A 19,851-nucleotide genomic window follows, 5' to 3' on the forward strand; every position below is an offset into this window, starting at 1 on the left:
TTTGTAGCATTGATATACCTGTCCTATATCAAAAAACAGATGCAAATGAAAGGTCTTCTCAAGGATTACACGTTGCCGGGTCTATTGGATAAACTGGATGTCATTGAATGTTTTGAACAGCCAGGCAAATCGCTTCGGGTAGGGGAGATGCTGGAGAAACAAAAAGAGCTGTATTATGACATGGGAGTGAACCCGCCAGGCTCGTTATGAATGAGCGGGAATATAGGATGTACAGCAAAGAGTCTATTAGAGAACTCAATCTTTTAGAACTATAGTATACAGAACTTGCCACTCTTTTTTGTTTTGAATCAGGTGGCGCACTTTCATCTTCCATAAGAAGTTCGCTGTATCCCATAACAGAATTAAGTGGTGTTCTAAGCTCATGACTGAGGTTTGATATGAACTCATCCTTCATTATTTCTATTTTTTTGAGTTCATTGTATGCCTTCTCCAGTTTCATATTGCGTTCATTGAGAGCATCTTGAATTTCTTTTTGTCCAATAGCACTACCAATTATGTTGGCAACCACTCCAAGAATAACAGCATCTTCCATGCTTCATTTAATCGCAGCTGTTACATTGTCAAGTCCTATGAAACCTGCTATTTTCCCTGATATGTGTACTGGCAGGACAAGAAGAGAAGTGATATCCTGCATCTCAAGGATCTCTTTTTCTGCTGCAGCTTCGCCGGGCATTGATGAAACGTCTTTTATGTATATTATTTCTTCCCGGTTGATCTTATCCATCCATCAGGGGAACATACCTACAGGGAGATCCTGATGATTTTCTGTTTGAGGTTCTACACCCACAGCACACCATTCATGAGTATTGCTCATGTTTTCGTTATTATCATGAAGGCGGAAAAGATATACACGGCTTGCACCGCAGATCTCTCCTGTCCGTTCCAGGGATTTCACAAGGGCATTGTCCAGATCTTCAGGTGCAACAAGAGTTGAAGAAACATAAGATATAGCCCTTTCAATTTCCAGTTTTCTTTTGAAAAGAATTTGGGATTCATTCTCATCCGGCATCTGGCAAAATGTTTCCTTTATATCCACAGAAAAAGTAAGGTCTTCAATATACCAGGCTGTTCCGGTAAAAGATCCCTTTCCAAGAGTAAGATCCACTTTCTTGCACCTGATCTTCTTTTCAATTCCCATCTTTGTATTCCAGTTACATACGAAATCCATGGTAAAGGATTCATCTACCTGTTCTATGTTTTGATCAATGCTGTCCTGATCATGTGGTAAAGAGCAAAAAACATCTTTCATATCGTAACTGTATATTTCATCATTTTCAAATCCAAGAATGGCTGAAAACGCAGGATTACAATACTCTACTCTTTGTTCTTTATTAGTCAGCAGGACTCCGAGTGGCATCTCTTTTAAAAAGTCTCTAAATTCATGTTTACACGAAAAAAACTGATTTTCATGAAAAGTACGTGATTTTATACCCGATGTTGTAGTTTTACCATGTGGATGCATGTTTTATCACAAAGTTCCATGGAAGGGTGAGATACTTATGCACAATATAAATCAAGTTTGAAACTCAAAGTATTAAAAGTGTTCTGAGTCTGGATGTATTCGATCAAAAATGCAAACAAAACTAGTCTAATAACAGAGTAGGATTCCTTCCACTCCGTCTTCTAAGAACGTACCGTTCGATCTCTTTTGACATACCTTTGACAAGTTAGCACCCTTTCAGGTCAGGTCAGCAGTCCCTATATCAGATATTACACCCAAAACTTTGCTTAATTTCAAATCCTTTACCTGTTATACATTGGGTCAGGCCCTACCATCTATAAAGTAGTTTGGAGCATATCCGGCTTAGCGAACAGCAAGAAAATATACGGGAGAAGGACTGGGATTATCAATTGTCAAAAAAATGGTAGAGCTTCATAAAGGCACAATGATGTAGAAAATGAAACTGGAAAAGGTAGCACTTTCACATTCTCAATGCCTGCTGGAAAATAGACTCCTGATAAATGGTCAGATAAAGCCATCTATCAACTTATTTACCAATTCCGTCTTCGGGATATTTTTATAAAGAGGACCTGACTCCAGCACCTCTATATGTTCCTCAAAACTTGGCTTTTCATTCACATAGAAAATACCCAATGGAATCCTGTCACCCCATTCGAGTGATTTTTCAAAAGCCTTCACACGGTCATTTAACTCATAGCCCGGTTCCTCGATATCATAAACCCTTTCAGAATACCACTTGAATGTATTCAGCTTATTGAAAGAAACACATGGCTGGAGTACGTCCACAAGAGAGAGACCTTTGTGCTGTATGGCTTTTTCGATGAGTTTGGTCAGATGAGGGATATTACCGGCATACCCACGGCTTACAAAAGAACAATCCAGGGATATGGCCAAAGACAATGGATTTAACGGCATATTGAACACACCATGTGTCTGAACCTTTGTTTTCATGCCAATCTCGCTTGTTGGTGATGCCTGCCCTTTTGTGAGGCCGTATATCTGGTTGTCGTGTACTATCATAGTAATATCCGGGTTCCTCCTGACAGTATGCAGGAAATGGTTGCCTCCTTCACCATAGCAGTCTCCATCCCCGGTAACTGCAAGAACGGTCAACTCATGGTTGGCAACCTTGGCTCCTGTTGCCGGTGGTAATGAGCGGCCATGTAGCCCATTAAAAGTATTGCACCTGAGATAATGAGGAAGTTTACTTGACTGACCAATCCCTGAAGCTATGAGCACTTCATCAGGCGAACGGTCAAGATCTACAAGAGCCTGTTTGATCGCCTTAAGGATACCAAAATTACCACATCCGGGACACCATGCCGTTTCAAATTTTCCGTAATCATCCATAATGACCATCATATCACCTCTTTTTCCTTAAGAGCAGCAATTATAAATTCTGGACTGAAGGGTTTGCCATCATACCTGAGCACGTGTTCTGTGATTTGTATGTCTGCATCGACTTTCAGAAGGCGTGAAAATTGCCCGGAGGAATTGTTCTCTACACAGACTGTCTTTTTAGATTTTGTAAGTATTTTCCTTGTGTGTTCAACAGGTAACGGATGAATATGAGTAAAATGAACAAGATTTACAGACTTGCCCTTGTCGTTTAATATATCCACAACTTCTGCAAGGGGACCATACGTAGAACCCCATCCAACCAACGTAAGGGATGCATCCGGGTTACCGTATACCTTTGGTGCAGGCATTTCCTCCCTGAGTACTTCAAGCTTCTTCATGCGCTTATCATTCATCTTTATGCGATTATCAGGAGTTTCATTTATGTGCCCGAACTCATCGTGCTCATCGCTGTCCGCAATAACAAGTACTCCTGCCTGTCCGGGAAGGGCACGCGGAGATATGCCATTGGGAGTGAGTTTGTAGCGCTTGTATTCTTCCTTGCTGGCACTGAGCTGTGAATTCGATAAAAGATGCCTTTCAATTGTCACTTTTGAAGCATCGAACCTTGGACATGTGAACAGTGAATCTGCAAGGTACTGGTCACTCATGACAAAAACAGGTATCTGGTATTTGTCTGCAATGTTAAAGGCTTCTGCCATAAGATAGAAACATTCTTCCGGCGTTCCCGGTGCAAGTATACATCTTGGGAATTCGCCTTGTGCAGCATAGAGAGCAAACTGGAGATCTCCCTGTTCTGTCATTGTAGGCAGGCCAGTGGCAGGCCCCGGACGCTGGCAGAGGAAAATAACAGCAGGTGTTTCTGTGATGCTGGCAAGCCCAAGAGCCTCAGTCATAAGAGAAAACCCTCCTCCTGAAGTTGTTGTCATCGAGCGTGCACCTGCAAAAGAAGCACCAAGAATCATGTTCAATGCCGCAATCTCATCTTCTGCCTGTTCTACAACTACGTTGAACGTGTCGGCGTTTGCAGCCACGTAGTTCATGACACCGGTGGAAGGAGTCATTGGATAGGCTGCAAGGAATTGCACTCCAGCGGCAAGAGCACCGAGGCCTGCTGCCTCATTTCCACTCACAAGCATCATATTTTCTTTTTTATCAGGATCCTTGACAGCAAACTTGCATCCTCCCGGGTAATTATCTTTCACATAATTGTAACCCGCGCGTACTGCATCAATATTCTTTTGTATGATTTCCTCACCCTTCTTTTTAAAGGCTGCCTTTAGTACAGATTCCAGGTCTGACCGCTCAAGACACAATAAACCAATAACAGCGCCCATGGAAACTGAATTGGAATATATCTTATCACCACAAACATCTTTTGCAATCTTTAGCATCGGGATATGAAAAATGGAATCTGAGTTCTCTTTGACTTCGATAACATCTAAATCGACAACAATCACGCCATCATTTAACTCAGACAGGTGCTGTTCAATTGACTCACCATCCAGAGCCAGTAACAGATCCACACTCTCGGTCATTGCAAAAATAGAAGAGTCGCTGATGCGTATCTGGAAAGTATTATGCCCTCCGCGCACCCTGGAAAGATAGTACTGTGTCGCAAAAACGTGAAAGCCGTTTTTTTTAAACGTTTTGGCTAACGCCATGCCGGTGGTTTGCAGCCCCTGACCTGCCGCCCCACCTATTTTCAAGTTGAGATCAATGTTCACGATTATCCCCTTTTAAGCTTCATTTAAGAAATGAGGTATGTCACAATCTTAAGACTTTATGATACAATTAAACCTTTACTTTTCCCATCTGATTTTGAATTAAACGTTAATACAACCCAAGCTGAATGAATATAAATAATCTATCCACTCCCAACCTTATTTTTTGACCAAAGCTATAAATAACATTCGTAAAGGGAACTCAAGTAGGGTGGATGTAGAACATATATACATGAATATATTTATATAATATATTAACATTTAAATATATAAATTGTTGAAATCGATTATTACTCAGGCCTAACGTGATATAAATGGAAAGAATGCCCACAGGAATAGCAAATCTGGATAAAAAAATCAGTGGTGGTTACCCTAAAGGAAAAGGAATTCTCATCACCGGAGTTCCCGGTGCCGGTAAAACCATTTTCGGATTACATTTTCTGCATAAGTCATGCATGGACGGAAAAAAGTGCATAATGGTTGCAACTGAAGAAACGCCTGAAGACCTGCTGGAACAGGCTGCAATGCTTGGTCTTGGCCTTGGATCATTCATAGAGAAAGGCCTGCTGGAAATAAAGCAGGTAATCGAATTCAGAACCAGGGCTATTGCCAGAGAAGCTCATCTTGTGGATGAATTTAATGATACTGAAATAGAGATCATCGAACAAACACATCTTGACAGGCACATCAGACCAGACAAAGAAGGTTTCAATATCGAAGAAATAGACATCATAGACCTTGTAAGGCTTATACCTGAAGGAACAGATGTGGCAGTGATTGACAATATAGGAGTACTTGCTTTTGGCCTGGGAATAAAGGAATTCAGGGATAAATTCGATACTATAAATCGCTTACTTTCAAAACAAAAGACAACTACGCTATACGTTATGGATGAAGCTGCATATGAGATCACACACAAGATAGCAGATTATTCTACATATGGTGCTGTCAAATTGATGGTGAAAGAGAATCCATATACAGGCAATAATGAACGGTTCCTGAGCATACCAAAGATGCGTAGTACAAAGATATCTCTTGACATTAACGTTTTTGATATCACATCTGCAGGCATAAGCCTGAAAGGATCTAAAGCCAAACTTGTAGAGCTCTGATGAAAACAGAGATTCAAAACTGATTCTGATCCAAAACTGATTCTATATGAATCCCACCAGAAACATATTAGTGACGACTTTATGTTTCCACTAGAATACGTAATTTATACAATATTGCCATTATGTATATATAATAAAAAATAATTATATAATTAGGATATAATTTAACCATTTCCATCCATTAAAAAGGCATCAAAAGCGGCATCAAGGAGTTTTTATCATTACATATCTTACCCCAAAACCAAAAATTCTCATTGTTGACGATGAGATTATGAATATAGAATTGCTTACAGCTTATCTTGAAGAGAAATACACTGTTATTACAGCTACAAACGGAAAAAAAGCGCTGGATATTGTCTCTGAGGAGAAACCTGATGTTGTTCTCCTTGATGTCATGATGCCTGAGATGAACGGTTATCAGGTATGTGAAAACGTCAAAATGGATTCAAAAACCCAATTCACACCAGTGATAATGGTAACAGCTCTATCTGGAAGAGATGACTGGATAGCTGGTATAGAGGCAGGAGCTGATGAGTTTCTCACAAAGCCCGTCAATAAGATGGAGCTCCTCACACGTATCAATTCATTGCTCAAATTGAAGAATATGCATTATGATCTTCTGGCAGAGAGAGACAAACTAGACCTGCAGAACAAGATCCGTTCTGTACTTACACAAATTATTCCAATATTGCTTAAGACATTGCCCCCCGAACAAAAAAGTGTCATCATACACCAGATGATTGACATGGTTGTAGAGGCTATTATGGAGAATGTCGATTCTGAAAAAGATATTATGGGTTATGAGGGCATAGGTGATGTGTGCTGCCAGATCATAAACCAGTTGGGAGCTGACTTTAAGTCCGAAATGCTATCCGATGAACACACTATTTTCACAATACAGGGGAATGTTTGCCCATGGGGAAAAGAGGAAGCACAACTCAACCCCATATTGTGTACACTATCCAGGGGTATTTTTTCAAGGATTGTGGATATTTACGGACAGGATATGGAAGTTGATGTGCTTGAAACCATGGGAAATGGTGATGAGCAGTGTGTATTCCAGTTAAATAAAATAGATTAAGGGATCAAATCCAGTATTCTTATTGCAAGATATGCTGCATTTGCCCCATTGTCAACACCCACACTTGCAACCGGTACGCCCGGAGGCATCTGGGCAGTTGATAGCAGGGCATCAAGACCCATCATTTTTGCACTTACAGGAACTCCTATTACCGGTTTTTTTGTTTTGGAAGCGATAACACCTGGCAATGCAGCAGAAAGACCTGCTATGGCTATAAACACTTTTGCATCACTCTGTGCAATATATACATCTAGTTTGTCAGGATTCCGGTGAGCCGATATGACCTGTACATCGTAAGAATAATTACTGTTGTCAAGAACACCGGTTGCCCTGTTTGCCACAGACCGGTCAGATTCAGAACCCATTACTAATGCAATATCAACCATTTTATTCTCCTAAGGAAGGTTACCTTCGCCACTTAACTCTTGCTGACGTTCTATGTTCATTTTAATCAATATATTGAATATTTCTTTCACAGCAGAAGCATCAAGATTCAATTCAACTGCCGCATCTGCTGCCCGATCCAGAACTACGGAGTTCTGAGAGGGATCGTTGATGTTAATTGCTTCTTTTCTCTTGGCTTCAAGTACCTTTGCAGCCATACACACCCTTTTATGAATAAGCTGCATGATCTCGCTATCAATCTGTTCAATTTCATCACGTACTTCTTTGATAGTGGACATGTGTTCTCCGCGCAAATTTATACATATGCTTAAATGAAGACTATATTTTATTCGCACCCTTATTATTTACCTTGGTCCTTATCACTTTTCCGCTGATACCACAGCCATTCCATGCATCTTCAAGCTCTCCTGCCTGGTGCTCATTGACCAGTGCCACATAAGAGGGGCCGGTGCCTGAAAGTGTGACCCCCCGCACGCCGATCTCAAGTGCACGCATCAGGAACTCAGTTTCATATCCAAGGGCACTACAATATAAAAAGCCATTCTGTGTCATAGCTTTTTCATAATCACCTTTTATGGAAAGTTCATAGGCAATATCCACCCATGGAGCGATCAACCTGGAACGTGAGACATTAGTACTGGAACTGAATGATTTTTCATCCGGTGCAAATATTAATACATCATACTCATGCTCTGTTCTTTTTAAAAGCCTCATTTCCCTGTTGTCCGTTACGACAAAACCTCCGTAAAATGAAGCACATGCATCATCAAGAGCTCCTGTGATGGTTACGTTAGCATCAAGCGCAGCCTTTACACCTATTTTTACTGCTTCAAAAGGGTCGAGTTCCTCACCTATAGCATCAAGTGTTGCAAGGACAGAAGCATTTGCTGCAGCACTACTGCTTTTAAGGCCACTTGCAAGAGGTACTTCCGATCTTGTTGTGACCGTACCTCCCATCCCAACACCAAAATGCTCAAGAACATAAGACACCGATTTTTCAATAAGTGTTGCGTCAGCATCGGGCATGCCTTCGACTGCTCCGCATATAACGGACGTGTCATCTGTAAGCTCCACATCTGCAAATGTTTTCAGATCTATGCCAAAAGCCGCACCTTTCCATGTAGCTATTGCGTTGATAACCGTGCCAGCACCAAGTGCATAAGCACTTCCTTTTAAGATCATTCCAATACCTTTATGTTTATAGATTGGCAAAGGCGTATCATTGCTTTCTGACGGTCCTTTGCATTTACCCATACCAGTACTATAAACTATTAAAGAATAATGTTCAAAAGAATGAGAACAGATAGTAGATTAATACAATAGATCAATAGATTAATACAATAGATTAGTAAATTAGTAGATTAATACAATAGATCATAACTGAAATGTTTTAATTTGCCTTCGCAGAAAGTATCTGATCCTTAAGTCTATTATAGCAATTTCGGTATTTTTCTATGACTTCGCTGGAATGGGCATTTTTATTGTTAATACTTGAAAGGCAGCTCTCAACATTGTTCCCGATATATTTCCCATTTTCTGAAGATAATAGTTCAAGGAAGAAATTGCTATTATGGAAATCCTTAAGTGCATCCCCGAATATTTGTTCGCAGGAACCATAGAACATTAGGATACCATTGGACACAAGACCATAGAACTTTATTTTTTCATACGTTTCAACCTTCATGTGCTGTGGAGACCTGTAAGCATTAACTTCTTGCAGAGTTATAAGTACATTGAACCCTTTACTTTTCTTCAAGCCAGATGGCAATGTTTCCGGCAAAAGCACTTTTGGTTTCAAGCCAATTTGTTTGAGGTCTGACACTAATTTTGAAGACATAGTATCTCCCACAACAAGCAGGTGTTCGATCATCCCATCCTCTGACAATATTTTCACAATTTCTTTTTCAAATTCCGTACAGGCGATTATACTCATCAGTGGCATATTCCCATCTCCTTATTAACAATCAAAATGGATTAATATTTGATGTATTTGATAGTATAAGATAACGAATGTTAATCTTCTGAAACCCTAACTATACCCCATAATATATGGGATAAGTAGTAGTATATAAAATCACCGAATAGTATGCAGATTGCAAAAATATTTTATCTGTCATCCATCATGAACAAATTCACATCCGGAAAGTACAAACAACAACAACGGGTACAAACGATACTTTTATAACAAATACGTGTCACTATAATTACAATTCTCTGGTCCATCGGACCTGGAGACCATTTGAGTATAGTGACACGATCATTAAATGTCAAGATTGTAAGCAGGCTACCCGGAATGGCTTTTTGCCTAAAAGGATAAGTTTGTTGAAAAAGGCGTATTCATGCCCGCAGACACATTAAAGTGCTCGATTGAGAAATGTTCTTTAGTGGAAGTCAGTATCAATATCTGCAATCTTTTGCAGAACTGCTGTATATCATTTACAGGACATCGACCTGGAAGCATTTGTATTCATAGGCAGGATTACGGAGAAGATCAGATGAACGAAGTAGTGTTTGGAGTAAAAGACGACAAGCAACTTGAATACACTTCAGAGAAGTGTATCGGTTGCGGAACGTGCGTTATGGCATGTCCTAAAGGTTCATTAGTTCTCGGTTCAGTGGGAGCCGTGGCAAGAGGACTTATAGACAAAGATTTCCTTGAGAACCAGACAGAACTCTGCATTGTATGTGGAATCTGTGCCAAGACATGCCCTACAGGTGCACTCGAACTGAAACAGGCCGGAAAGTCTGTAAATGACAATAGTTACATAAGTGTTGCACTTAAAGCCACAACTGTCAATGACAACTGTGTTCACTGTGGACTCTGCGAGCAGGTATGTCCGCAGGGCTGCATTGAAGTCAAACAGTGGCTTTCAAATGATGGAAGTGCAAGTGTTGACGGTGAAACTATAATTGACACCGACTGTTGTATACACTGTGGATGGTGTGAGGCTGTCTGTCCTGCAGATGCCATCAGTGTAGAAAAGCCATTTGAAGGGACATGGTCCAGGGATGAGAATACCTGTACTGCCTGCCGTACTTGTGTAGACACATGCCCATGTAATGCTCTGTTCAATCCTGACTGGGAAGCCGGGGAGAGAGTTGACAAGATCGCACAGCGTGCTGATGCTTGTATCTATTGTGGTGCATGTGACATGGCATGCCCTGTAAATGCCATCACAGTTACAAAGACGGCAATCGTCCCTGAAGTTGAAAAGAAGGCACTTCTTGAGAAGAAATTGCTCAATGTTGCTATGAAGAGACCCATACTTACTTCCAGACTTATCACTGATGAAGATGCATGTCTTGGATGTGGAAACTGTGTTATCGTTTGCCCTGTCAATGCAACCGATGAAGAGGTAGGAGCAGGATACCTTAACGAGGTCGATGCCAAAAAGGTCATCGAAGTCAGGAACGGTGTTGTAAAGATCGTGAACCAAGAGATGTGTGGTTCAGACGGTGCATGTGTAATGATCTGCCCTGTAGGTGCGATAGCACTTGAGAGAAGGGAGGAATAAAAATGGCAGGAACTATTGCAATCAAGAACGGTTACGTTTACGATCCCCTCAATGAGATTAACGGGGAAATAATGGACATCTTCATAAAAGACGGAAAGGTCGTCACTGAACTTTCCGGCGCAGATATGAAAGATGTAAAGGAAATTGATGCAAAGGGAAAGACCGTTATGCCCGGTGGTGTTGACTCACACTCCCACGTTGCAGGAGCAAAGGTCAATGTCGGTAGGATGATGAGGCCTGAGGATCACTACAAGTTCTACCAGAAGAGAACACCCCTCACACACTCTGGTTGCGGATACAGTGTACCTTCTGTATACCTTGGAGGATACGAGTACTCCAAGATGGGGTACACAACTGTTTTTGAGGCAGCTGTCCCACCAATGGAAGCACGCCACACACATGAGGAAATGCGCTCAACACCAATGCTGGACATGGGTGGATACCTTGTACTGGGTAACAACTGGTTCCTTATGAGATATCTCAAGGAAGGGGATGTTGACAAGGCAGCAGCGTACATCTCATGGATGATGAAGACTCACAAGACATATGGTATAAAATGTGTCAACCCCGGCGGTGTAGAGAACTGGGGATGGGGAGAGAACGTAAGTGCTCTTGATCAGGCCAACATTCATTTTGAGGTTACGCCAGAAGAAATGATAAAAAGCCTTGCCGAACTGAACGAAAAGCTCGGGATCCCAATGCCTGTGCATCTGCACGCAAACAACCTTGGTCACCCGGGATGCTGGGAAATCACAAGGGACTCACTTAAAATACCAAAGAACGTCAAGACAAAGCCAAACACAGATGTTGAGTGGGCAGAGACAAAGAGAAATGCAAAGAGGCATGAATCAGTTTACCTTACACACTGCCAGTTCAATGCTTTTGGCGGTACATCCTGGAGAGACTTTGAATCCGGTGTAAAAGGAATCACTGATTACGTCAACAGCAACGACCATGTTGTAATGGACAGTGGCTGTGTGCCTTTTGGTGACGCAACAGTAATGACCGGTGACGGTCCTGCAATCCATGACCTCTATGTACTAACAGGCCACAAATGGTCAAACACTGATGTAGAGTGTGAATGTGGCTCTGGTGTACTTCCATTCGAATACCTGAAGAGCAACCCTGTGCACAGTTCACAGTGGGCAATGGGTCTTGAGGTGCTTCTCTACGTCACAGATGCGTGGAAGAGTATTATGACAACCGACAGCCCGAACGGAGGACCATTCATAAAATACCCACAGGTCATTGCATGGCTTATGTCCAATAAAGCAAGACAGGACACATTTGCTGAATGTCACAAGTGGGCACAGGATAGAACTGGCCTGGGTGGAGAAACAAGGGAAATGACACTTAATGAAATTGCCATTCTTACCCGTGCAAACCCTGCAAGGACAATTGGAATGTCATACAGGAAAGGTACCCTTGGCATTGGCGCAGACGGTGACGTTGCTATTTACAACATTGATCCGAAAAAGCTTGAGGTCAACGATTACGAAAGCATCATCAGAGGCTTTGAGAATGCTGCATACACCATCAAGGCCGGTGAGGTCGTATCCCAGATGGGTGAGATCGTTGCAATACCGGAGAAGAACACATTCTACACGGATATTGCAACAGATGCGGATGATGAGAAGAGAATGCTTGAAGATGTCAAGAAGTGGTTCAAGTACTACACCCTCGGTTTCAACAACTACCCGACACCTGAGAAGTACCTGGCAAACCCAACACCAATTCAGGTCAATGCAGAGAAGTGATTTCAATGGCAGATGTAATTCTTAAACCAATAGGAAATTTCGACCTTACCGTAGAGGCAGAGGATATCACACCTGATAACTTTGCCGGAAAAAGTGCCGATGAGATCAGAAAAATACTCATCTGGCAAGCACCTGCACAGTTCCCGATTTCTGACTTTTTCACAGTAGAAGGAAACGGTGGAAGTTCAGCAGAAGACACGACCATAATTGTAGATGGAAATGTCCCAAGGGTCAAGCGCATCGGAGAAAAGATGACAGCTGGCAAGATCGTGATCAAAGGCTCTGCAGGAATGCATGTCGGATCTGCAATGACAGGCGGAGAGATCATCGTTGAAGGCGATGCGGAGTCATGGGCAGGAATGGAAATGAAAGGCGGTTCAATCCACATCAAAGGTAATGCAAAGGACCACATCGGTTGTGCATACCGCGGTAGCTGGAAAGGCATGTCCGGAGGACGCATTACTATTGAAGGAAATGCAGTAAACCAGATTGGGGGCGGTCTTATCGGTGGAGAGATCATTATTAACGGTAATGTAGAGAATTTCTGCGGAATCCGCATAAGTGGTGGCCTTATCGTTGTAAAAGGAAACGCTTTCAGAACCGTTGGAGCAGAGATGACCGGCGGTACTATTGTTGTCGGAGGTTGTATTGAGAGATTCAACCCCGGATTTGAGATGACTGCTATTGAGTCAGACCTCAAGTTCAATGACATCGAGTGCCCCGGAGAATACAAAAAATTTGCAGGTGATTATGCCATTCCACAGAAAGGAAAGGGTATACTGTATGTCTCCTGTGATAACAATGAATGTCTGTGAGGTGATATTCATGGAAGCATTACTCAATACTGGTAGTACGATCGATGAAGGAAGACTTGCCAAAGGTGGCAACAAGTATTCCGAAGATTACAAATTAGAATGTGCAGTCTGCTGGATGTGTGCAGAAGACTATGCATCCCTTGGATGCCCTGACAAAGTGGCTGTAACATCCAGAGATGGCAGGTACACGATCGCAGTTTACTCAAAGGTAACCGAATCAGTAAGGTCCGGTCATGTGTTCATACCGAGGTCAATATGGGCTAACGTAGTTGTCGAACCTGACACATTCTCTACAGGCTCACCACGTTACAAGGGAAGCCCTGTAATGGTCGAACCTACCAACGAGGAGGTTCTCAGCGCCGAGGAAATAGTCCTGAAGCTGTATATGGGAGGTGAATAAAATGGTCTTCAAGAACATAATCTGTCCTGTTTGCGGAGGTTCATGTGACGACATCCAGGTAGAACTGAAGGACGGCAAGATCGATGTCCAGAACGCATGTAAGATGGGCAATGCCAAGTTCCAGGAAGTTGTGAGTCATCACAGAATCTTGAAGCCAACCATCAGAGAGAATGGAAAGGTCAAAGATGTCAGCTGGGATGAAGCCCTTGAGATGGCAGCAGATATACTTGTTAATTCAAAGCGTCCACTTTTCTTCCTTGGAAGTGAGACATCATGCGAAGCACAGGAAGTAGGACTTCACATGGCTGAATACCTTGGAGGACTTGCAGACTCTAATGCAACTATCTGCCACGGACCAACTGTAATGGGAATACAGGAATCCGGTATGGTAGGAGCTACTGCCGGTCAGGCGAAGAACAGAGCTGATATGATCGTCTACTGGGGTGTCAATGCACTGGAATCCATGCCAAGACACATGTCAAAGTACGGTGTTTTCCCAAGAGGTTACTGGACCAAAAGAGGAAGATTTGACAGAACCATGGTCACAGTGGACCCAAGAGTAACTCCAACAGCAGTTGCATCAGACCTGCACCTGCAGCTTAATCCGAACAGTGACTATGAGCTGCTCAGTGCTCTGTTCACCATCCTTAATGGCAGGGAACCACACCCATCCGTGGAGGAGATCACAGGAATTCCAATATCCGTGATGAAGCAGACTGTTGAAATGATGAAGGAATCAAACTACGTTTCAATCTATGTAGGACTTGGTGTTTCATCATCATACGGAAAACACAGGAACATTGAGATCGCACTGAACTTCGTCAAAGAGATGAACAACTATACTAAGTGCAATATCGGTGCTCTCAGAGGTCACTGTAACGTAGCAGGATTCAACCAGATTGCATCCTACCTGTACGGATATCCATTTGGTCTTGACTTTGGTAAGGGATACCCAAGGTACAATCCCGGAGAGTATACAACAGTGGATGTTCTCAGGGAGAAGGATGTTGACGCTGCATTTGTCATGTCAGCAGACCTTGTTAACCACATTCCTGCAGACAGTGCAAAGTACCTCGCAGAGATCCCAATGATCTGCCTGGATATTGCACCATGTCCATCAACCACTGCAGCAGATGTTGTTCTGCCTGGTGTGATTGATGCTATGGAATGTGACGGTACGTTCTACAGGCTTGACAACGTGCCTGTGTACTTCGAACCGTTCACAGACTCACCATTCCCTGAAACAAAGAGCAATGAGGATACCCTTAAGCAGCTCTTTGCAAAGATAAAGGCCAAAAAGGAAGCATGAGTGAGAACTGGTACTCAGAAAGGAACGGGAAGACCGAGGTTTTCCGCATGGATGAGGAAGACATTTCCTCACCCTTTTATATCCCCATGAAGTGCCTGGAGATCACAGATAGCAATAAACAATACATCAATGTGGACGTTATAATAGAGGAAAGGTTCGACCTTTTCGTGAATAACGTTCATATAACTACTTTTTTTGCAAGCCCGATGGAACTTGAAGAGCTTGCCCTGGGATTTCTTGTCTGCGAGGGATTCATTGAACCTGATACTAAAGTAGATTCTATCAGGATAGAAGACAAGTCTATTTATTGTGACATTGAAATTAACACTCCTGAACTGGAAGAATTAACACATCTTGAACGATGCGGAACCACAACATACTGCAAGGATGTTGTCAGACACAACAATTCCGATACTAAATTCACCACCGATGCCATCATCCGTGCAGTCGGCCAGTTAAAAGAGGTCGGAAGAATATGGCACAGGACCGGCGGAGCGCACACTTCCATGGTCTGTGATACTGCGGGAGAAGTACTCTTCTTCTGCGAGGATGTGGGAAGGGCATGTTCTGTGGACAAGGTCGTAGGTAAAGCCCTGATGAACGGCACAGACCTCTCACAGTGTATGCTGGTGACCACCGGCCGGCTTGCATCCACCATGGTCTCAAAGGCTGTGAATGCCGGCATCCCTCTTGTTGCGAGCAAGGGTGCCACAGTGCACGAGGCTGTGGAACTGGCAGAGAAAGCAGGGATCACTCTTGTGGCTTTTGTGAGGGGGAGGAATTTGTATGTGTATGCGGGGGAAGAGCGGATTCATTAATGGTATATGAAACGTTATGAACAATGATATGAGTTCAAACAAAAAACATTATATCCCATAACTGCCCTACTACCCCCGTTAAGTAACACAAATACCATACATAATAATACTATATTTAAAAAAGAAGGTTATATTATGAGTGAAAAAATTGGAATTTTAGCTATTGGGCACGGCAGCAGATTACCATACAACAACCAGGTTGTCACCGAGATCGCTAACATGATCTCAGAGAACCACCCTGAGTATATCGTCAAAGCCGGCTTTATGGAGAACAGCGAACCTACCGTAGAAGAAGCGCTCATGTCCTTTGCAGGCACTGGAGTAACAACAATAGCTGCTGCACCTGTATTCCTTGCATCAGGCATCCACATAACAGAGGATATTCCAGAGATCCTTAAACTTGACCCTGAGACAAACGAAGGTGAGATAGAGTTTGACGGACAGAAGGTCAGGATAGTCTACGCGAAGCCTCTTGGCAGTGACAAGCTCATTGCAGAGCTTATCTTCAAGAGAGCACAGGAAGTACTTTAAGCTGTGTATCAAACACAGCTTTTCTTTTTCAATATCTGTGAACTACCACCCTATAAATAGAGTGACTTCCTGCTTCATTCCTTGAAACTTTGTTCACAGGTCCACAGGATCTTCCCCTCGTTCTGAAGGTGCTCTAAATCCCTATCATGGTCTGCTTATCTAATGCAGATTTTTTGATATGAATAGCGGCATTAATATCTCTAACGTGGTTGATATTACAGTTCGGCATATCCATTGACGGTCTGTTAACGTTACTCTCCGTTGTGGTAGCCACCGGCATTACAGATTTTTGTAGATGGGTCGAACTGTCCAATGTGGAGGATTGTTTTTCCGTACCATTCGGCTTTACATTTGAGCTTAGTTACGAAAGAACTTTATGTTGCATTGGCAATATGTTGAGCTAGTTAGAGTATGCAACTAACTTGTTTTGTAGAAGGACGTAATTCATCCACCTGTTCCATTTCGAAGAAATTGAACTCACATTAAATTTTCGAGTTAATGTGAGTTTGAAAACGGTGGTCTTCTTACTCCATAGATCATAAACGTGAAAATAATAAAATACTATTTAAATGTACTGGATTAAGTATATATATTTACCCTCACATGTGAGATATAGTATAGAACACATCCAGATTTGCAGATAGGAAAGGACTCTCATCCACAAATCCCACGTTTTTCTTGAGTAATAGGAGAATACAGATGAAACTATATGTAACACCTACAGCAGATCATTTGGAAGCTTCTATTAATCCGTATTTTGAATATGTTTCGAGTTATCCTATGCATACCGAAACAAAAAATGTCTCAACTATTGGAAACAGCGATGAACAAGCAGGCTGCACAAGTATACCTATTGAACTGGTGTCTTGGCAAGGTGTTGACATAATGCTCTACGGGGTCTTGAAGGAAAGACTGTTACTATTTTCAAACAATTTGGAATCGAAGTCTCTATTAGGGACAGGGAGAGCTTGAAGGATAAACCGTTGTGTGGGATGCTGGACGGTTTGCCCGGGCAATAATGTTCAATGTCCGGGCTTTCTGTAGCCACCATCATGACGGAAAATCCTGTTATCGCGAAAATCATCACCAAATTGTAAAGTTTGCTTCCAATAAAAAAGAGAAAATATGAAGAGTGATTTCATGTCAGATAGTTATAAATGGTTCTTAAAAGATGCAGTAGTAGACAAAGGCATGTGCACATTTTGTGGTGCATGTGCTGCAGTTTGCCCGTATGACCTCATCGAGTTCAATGAGAATGGTGCCAGAATTAAGGATGAATGCTACAGGAATGGCGAAGGTGCATGTAAGGATGTTTGCCACAGAGTGATGACAGATGCTTCACGTATCTCTCTGAATGTGTTCGATTTTAAAGCAAAACCACCAACACTCATCGGTCAATATGAAAAAATTGTTGCTGCACGTGCAAAGGATCCGAAGCTAGTTGAGAACGGGCAAGATGGTGGGGCTGTTACGGCTCTTCTTGCATATTGCTTTGATAATGGACTCATAGATGGCGCTGCAACCATTGCAGGCTTATCCAAGCCCAGCGTTCGGATCATAAACAACAAGGATGAACTTTTGCAGTCGCAGGGTGCCAAGTACGCAACAATACCTATCATGAGCGCTCTTCGTGATGTAGGGAACTATCATACTAATATTGCAATGGTGGGTCTTCCCTGCCAAACCTATGGTGCAAGAAGGACACAGTTCTTTGAGGGATTGAATGTTCATCCAATTGAAATTGGAAAGAATGGTGAACAAGCATCCCTGCCAAACATGACCTATATTATTGGTCTTTTCTGTATGGAGAACTTCAACTTCAATAAATTGTCTTCCTGTCTCACCGATGCGGACGTGGACATGAATAAAGTCAAAAAGTACACCATACATCTGGATGAGCTTGTAGTGACCACGGATGAAGGTGACATCAAATTCAACCTAAAGGACCTCCATGATTGCGTGTGGGAAGGATGCCGCATGTGTCGTGATGCTGTATCAAAGGTAGCGGATATCTCTGCAGGCTACGCAGGTAGTTCGCAGGGATGGACAACCCTTATCGCAAGAAACGCCAAGGGGCTGGAACTTCTTGAGAAAGCAGAAAATGCAGGATATATTGAAATCCTGGAAGATGTTGACATAGACCAGATCGAAGAATTTGCCAGTATTAAAATGGAACGTTTCAAGAAAGAACTCAAAAAACGTATTGAGGCTGAAACTCCGGTAAACTGTTATTGGGTGCGTGATTACCCCGGTGTCCGACCTGAAGTCAATGGAACGAATTTTGTTAAGATCAAAACAGATTCGGGCATCGTTGACCATTATTATTTGGAACTGGTTACAAAACTTGCCGAAAAATATGGTGACGGTACACTTGAACTTACCACTCGCAAAAATATCGAGATACAGGGTGTAAAGAGCGAAGATGTAGACAAGCTTATGGAAGAGATATACTCAAGCGGCCTGAAAACCATCGGAATGGGGTATGTAACAGCCTGTCCGGGCAATTCATATTGCCCTGAAGGCCTTGTAGATACCAAAAAACTGGCTAATGAGATTACAATGCAATTCGCCCAGAAGAACATGCCACACAAAATAAAGGTAGGTGTAGCAGGTTGCCCGAATAACTGTGTTCGTGCACAAAACAATGATATTGGGATAATAGGTCAGCTTTATCCTACTATTGATCTGGATAAATGCACTGGTTGTGGAAGGTGTGCAGAACTCTGCAAGGTCAATGCTATTTCGATCAAAAGAGGTAAATCTGTAATTAACCGCGATCTCTGTATCAATTGTGGAACTTGTGTGCGAGGGTGCCCACATGAAGGAGCCATTGAAGGAAAACGTGGTTTCTCCGTCTGGATTGGTGGAAACGGTGCAAGAAGACCTACAGAAGGAATCCTTCTAAAATCATTCTGTACTCCCGAGGAAATACCTGCAATAATTAATAAAGTGAGTTCTCATTTTGCCAAACACAGAACACAACCAGGTAAAGAACGCCTAGGCAATATTATGGAAAAAGTAGGAAAAGGAGAATTTGTGAGCACGATGTGACCATATTCTCTTTTTTACCAAATATAATAGTGATAACTTTTAAAAAAGTAGAAGACAGTACCTGCTTGTTCTGTCACTTAACAATTGATGATGCAGTTGTTCTTTCCTAAACTGCAGCCATCTCTTTTTAACGACAGGAATATCAGGACCGTCTGCTGCAAGTTCCTTGGCAGTGACAGACTCATTGCAAAACTTATTTTCAAGAGAGCACAGGAAGTGCTTTAAGCTGTGTCGCTGACACAGTCTTCTTTTTTCGAATATACCTTTTTTAATACCTCATTTTCACAGACTCTTTTTTGGCTTGTTAAGAGCAAAATGTTCTTTGTTCTTGCTTGAACTGGTAAAAATCCGATTCTTGCATTTATATTATAGTACAAAAGTACAAAAGCCATTTTTCAAAATCTAATAAGATATCATAAAAACTTATAAACCTATTCGATTTAGCAATCAATATATACTTTATTGATAATGATGTTTTAGAAGGAAGGTTA

General features: G+C 42.2%; 21 protein-coding genes and 2 pseudogenes. 13 read left to right on the top strand and 10 right to left on the bottom strand.

The features are described 5' to 3' along the window. Nucleotides 1-210 (top strand): hypothetical protein (locus tag BB781_RS16210; protein WP_242492670.1); only part of this gene is annotated, 210 nt, incomplete at its 5' end. A 31-nt stretch (nt 211-241) separates the two neighbouring features. Here BB781_RS16210 and BB781_RS16500 read toward each other — a convergent pair. The 5 genes and pseudogenes from BB781_RS16500 to BB781_RS13160 all read right to left on the bottom strand — a co-directional run. Further along, nucleotides 242-553 (bottom strand): annotated as a pseudogene (locus tag BB781_RS16500) (sensor histidine kinase); the annotation flags it as partial. Nucleotides 554-556: 3 nt separating this feature from the next. Next, nucleotides 557-745, bottom strand: a complete 189-nt coding sequence (locus BB781_RS13145; protein ID WP_094228942.1) for a hypothetical protein — start codon at nt 743-745, stop codon at nt 557-559. A gap of 3 nt (nt 746-748) precedes the next feature. Beyond that, complete coding sequence (locus BB781_RS13150; protein WP_094228943.1) at nt 749-1,483, bottom strand: PAS domain-containing protein; 735 nt, start codon at nt 1,481-1,483, stop codon at nt 749-751. A 504-nt stretch (nt 1,484-1,987) separates the two neighbouring features. Further along, nucleotides 1,988-2,842, bottom strand: coding sequence for a 2-oxoacid:ferredoxin oxidoreductase subunit beta (locus tag BB781_RS13155; RefSeq protein ID WP_094228944.1), 855 nt, complete (start codon nt 2,840-2,842; stop codon nt 1,988-1,990). After that, nucleotides 2,842-4,569, bottom strand: coding sequence for a 2-oxoacid:acceptor oxidoreductase subunit alpha (locus tag BB781_RS13160; RefSeq protein ID WP_094228945.1), 1,728 nt, complete (start codon nt 4,567-4,569; stop codon nt 2,842-2,844). Before BB781_RS13160 ends, BB781_RS13155 begins: the two co-directional genes overlap by 1 nt. A gap of 311 nt (nt 4,570-4,880) precedes the next feature. Between BB781_RS13160 and BB781_RS13165 the strand changes: the two genes are divergently transcribed. Together BB781_RS13165 and BB781_RS13170 are read left to right on the top strand one after the other, a co-directional pair. Further along, complete coding sequence (locus BB781_RS13165; protein ID WP_094228946.1) at nt 4,881-5,678, top strand: RAD55 family ATPase; 798 nt, start codon at nt 4,881-4,883, stop codon at nt 5,676-5,678. Nucleotides 5,679-5,931: 253 nt separating this feature from the next. Then, nucleotides 5,932-6,759, top strand: coding sequence for a methanogen output domain 1-containing protein (locus BB781_RS13170; RefSeq protein WP_277985507.1), 828 nt, complete (start codon nt 5,932-5,934; stop codon nt 6,757-6,759). Here BB781_RS13170 and BB781_RS13175 read toward each other — a convergent pair. The 4 genes from BB781_RS13175 to BB781_RS13190 form a co-directional block, all read right to left on the bottom strand. After that, nucleotides 6,756-7,145: a 5-(carboxyamino)imidazole ribonucleotide mutase gene (locus BB781_RS13175; protein WP_094228948.1), complete on the bottom strand. Its 390-nt coding sequence runs from the start codon at nt 7,143-7,145 to the stop codon at nt 6,756-6,758. The two genes, BB781_RS13170 and BB781_RS13175, sit on opposite strands and share 4 nt — an antisense overlap. 9 nt (nt 7,146-7,154) lie before the next feature. Next, nucleotides 7,155-7,442: a chorismate mutase gene (locus tag BB781_RS13180; RefSeq protein ID WP_094228949.1), complete on the bottom strand. Its 288-nt coding sequence runs from the start codon at nt 7,440-7,442 to the stop codon at nt 7,155-7,157. Between the two features lie 40 nt (nt 7,443-7,482). Further along, nucleotides 7,483-8,346, bottom strand: coding sequence for a shikimate kinase (locus BB781_RS13185; protein WP_094228969.1), 864 nt, complete (start codon nt 8,344-8,346; stop codon nt 7,483-7,485). A gap of 208 nt (nt 8,347-8,554) precedes the next feature. Beyond that, nucleotides 8,555-9,106: a hypothetical protein gene (locus BB781_RS13190; protein WP_094228950.1), complete on the bottom strand. Its 552-nt coding sequence runs from the start codon at nt 9,104-9,106 to the stop codon at nt 8,555-8,557. Nucleotides 9,107-9,659: 553 nt separating this feature from the next. Here BB781_RS13190 and BB781_RS13195 point away from each other — a divergent pair. From BB781_RS13195 to cfbA, 7 genes are all read left to right on the top strand, one after another. Then, nucleotides 9,660-10,679 carry a 4Fe-4S binding protein gene (locus BB781_RS13195; protein ID WP_094228951.1) on the top strand — a complete coding sequence of 340 codons (1,020 nt, stop codon included), beginning with the start codon at nt 9,660-9,662 and terminating at the stop codon, nt 10,677-10,679. A gap of 2 nt (nt 10,680-10,681) precedes the next feature. After that, a complete protein-coding gene (locus tag BB781_RS13200) occupies nt 10,682-12,436 on the top strand; it encodes a formylmethanofuran dehydrogenase subunit A (protein ID WP_094228952.1) in 1,755 nt (584 codons plus the stop codon). Nucleotides 12,437-12,441: 5 nt separating this feature from the next. Then, on the top strand, nt 12,442-13,251 hold the full coding sequence (locus tag BB781_RS13205) for a formylmethanofuran dehydrogenase subunit C (protein ID WP_094228953.1): 810 nt from the start codon (nt 12,442-12,444) through the stop codon (nt 13,249-13,251). A 10-nt stretch (nt 13,252-13,261) separates the two neighbouring features. After that, nucleotides 13,262-13,651 (top strand): molybdopterin dinucleotide binding domain-containing protein, encoded by a 390-nt coding sequence (locus tag BB781_RS13210; RefSeq protein WP_094228970.1) that lies wholly within the window; start codon nt 13,262-13,264, stop codon nt 13,649-13,651. A 1-nt stretch (nt 13,652) separates the two neighbouring features. Next, a complete protein-coding gene (locus BB781_RS13215; protein WP_094228954.1) occupies nt 13,653-14,960 on the top strand; it encodes a formylmethanofuran dehydrogenase subunit B in 1,308 nt (435 codons plus the stop codon). Continuing rightward, the gene (fdhD, locus tag BB781_RS13220; RefSeq protein WP_094228955.1) at nt 14,957-15,778 is read left to right on the top strand and encodes a formate dehydrogenase accessory sulfurtransferase FdhD; all 822 of its coding nucleotides are present in this window, start codon (nt 14,957-14,959) and stop codon (nt 15,776-15,778) included. The genes BB781_RS13215 and fdhD overlap by 4 nt, the downstream gene beginning before the upstream one ends. 135 nt (nt 15,779-15,913) lie before the next feature. Continuing rightward, nucleotides 15,914-16,309, top strand: a complete 396-nt coding sequence (cfbA, locus tag BB781_RS13225; protein ID WP_094228956.1) for a sirohydrochlorin nickelochelatase — start codon at nt 15,914-15,916, stop codon at nt 16,307-16,309. Between the two features lie 133 nt (nt 16,310-16,442). Here the strand turns inward: cfbA and BB781_RS16215 are convergent. Beyond that, nucleotides 16,443-16,683: pseudogene (locus BB781_RS16215) on the bottom strand (zinc ribbon domain-containing protein); the annotation flags it as partial. Nucleotides 16,684-17,008: 325 nt separating this feature from the next. Between BB781_RS16215 and BB781_RS13235 the strand changes: the two are divergent. The 3 genes from BB781_RS13235 (at nt 17,009) to BB781_RS16380 (ending at nt 19,585) form a co-directional block, all read left to right on the top strand. Continuing rightward, the gene (locus BB781_RS13235; RefSeq protein ID WP_094228957.1) at nt 17,009-17,281 is read left to right on the top strand and encodes a hypothetical protein; all 273 of its coding nucleotides are present in this window, start codon (nt 17,009-17,011) and stop codon (nt 17,279-17,281) included. Between the two features lie 153 nt (nt 17,282-17,434). Continuing rightward, nucleotides 17,435-19,360: a Coenzyme F420 hydrogenase/dehydrogenase, beta subunit C-terminal domain gene (locus BB781_RS13240; protein ID WP_242492671.1), complete on the top strand. Its 1,926-nt coding sequence runs from the start codon at nt 17,435-17,437 to the stop codon at nt 19,358-19,360. Nucleotides 19,361-19,456: 96 nt separating this feature from the next. Beyond that, on the top strand, nt 19,457-19,585 hold the full coding sequence (locus BB781_RS16380) for a hypothetical protein (protein WP_277985506.1): 129 nt from the start codon (nt 19,457-19,459) through the stop codon (nt 19,583-19,585). Nucleotides 19,586-19,851 lie beyond the last annotated feature (266 nt).

Origin of the sequence: Methanolobus psychrotolerans, from assembly GCF_002243045.1 — an archaeon.
Classification (GTDB): domain Archaea; phylum Halobacteriota; class Methanosarcinia; order Methanosarcinales; family Methanosarcinaceae; genus Methanolobus; species Methanolobus psychrotolerans.

What these genes read in the sequence shown, in the direction of transcription:
- BB781_RS13145 (WP_094228942.1), bottom strand. Translation starts at nt 745, where the DNA reads ATGGATAAGATCAACCGGGAAGAAATAATATACATAAAAGACGTTTCA.
- BB781_RS13150 (WP_094228943.1), bottom strand. Translation starts at nt 1,483, where the DNA reads ATGCATCCACATGGTAAAACTACAACATCGGGTATAAAATCACGTACT.
- BB781_RS13155 (WP_094228944.1), bottom strand. Translation starts at nt 2,842, where the DNA reads ATGGTCATTATGGATGATTACGGAAAATTTGAAACGGCATGGTGTCCC.
- BB781_RS13165 (WP_094228946.1), top strand. Translation starts at nt 4,881, where the DNA reads ATGGAAAGAATGCCCACAGGAATAGCAAATCTGGATAAAAAAATCAGT.
- BB781_RS13175 (WP_094228948.1), bottom strand. Translation starts at nt 7,145, where the DNA reads ATGGTTGATATTGCATTAGTAATGGGTTCTGAATCTGACCGGTCTGTG.
- BB781_RS13180 (WP_094228949.1), bottom strand. Translation starts at nt 7,442, where the DNA reads ATGTCCACTATCAAAGAAGTACGTGATGAAATTGAACAGATTGATAGC.
- BB781_RS13185 (WP_094228969.1), bottom strand. Translation starts at nt 8,346, where the DNA reads ATGATCTTAAAAGGAAGTGCTTATGCACTTGGTGCTGGCACGGTTATC.
- BB781_RS13190 (WP_094228950.1), bottom strand. Translation starts at nt 9,106, where the DNA reads ATGCCACTGATGAGTATAATCGCCTGTACGGAATTTGAAAAAGAAATT.
- BB781_RS13195 (WP_094228951.1), top strand. Translation starts at nt 9,660, where the DNA reads ATGAACGAAGTAGTGTTTGGAGTAAAAGACGACAAGCAACTTGAATAC.
- BB781_RS13200 (WP_094228952.1), top strand. Translation starts at nt 10,682, where the DNA reads ATGGCAGGAACTATTGCAATCAAGAACGGTTACGTTTACGATCCCCTC.
- BB781_RS13205 (WP_094228953.1), top strand. Translation starts at nt 12,442, where the DNA reads ATGGCAGATGTAATTCTTAAACCAATAGGAAATTTCGACCTTACCGTA.
- BB781_RS13210 (WP_094228970.1), top strand. Translation starts at nt 13,262, where the DNA reads ATGGAAGCATTACTCAATACTGGTAGTACGATCGATGAAGGAAGACTT.
- BB781_RS13215 (WP_094228954.1), top strand. Translation starts at nt 13,653, where the DNA reads ATGGTCTTCAAGAACATAATCTGTCCTGTTTGCGGAGGTTCATGTGAC.
- fdhD (WP_094228955.1), top strand. Translation starts at nt 14,957, where the DNA reads ATGAGTGAGAACTGGTACTCAGAAAGGAACGGGAAGACCGAGGTTTTC.
- cfbA (WP_094228956.1), top strand. Translation starts at nt 15,914, where the DNA reads ATGAGTGAAAAAATTGGAATTTTAGCTATTGGGCACGGCAGCAGATTA.
- BB781_RS13235 (WP_094228957.1), top strand. Translation starts at nt 17,009, where the DNA reads ATGAAACTATATGTAACACCTACAGCAGATCATTTGGAAGCTTCTATT.
- BB781_RS13240 (WP_242492671.1), top strand. Translation starts at nt 17,435, where the DNA reads ATGAAGAGTGATTTCATGTCAGATAGTTATAAATGGTTCTTAAAAGAT.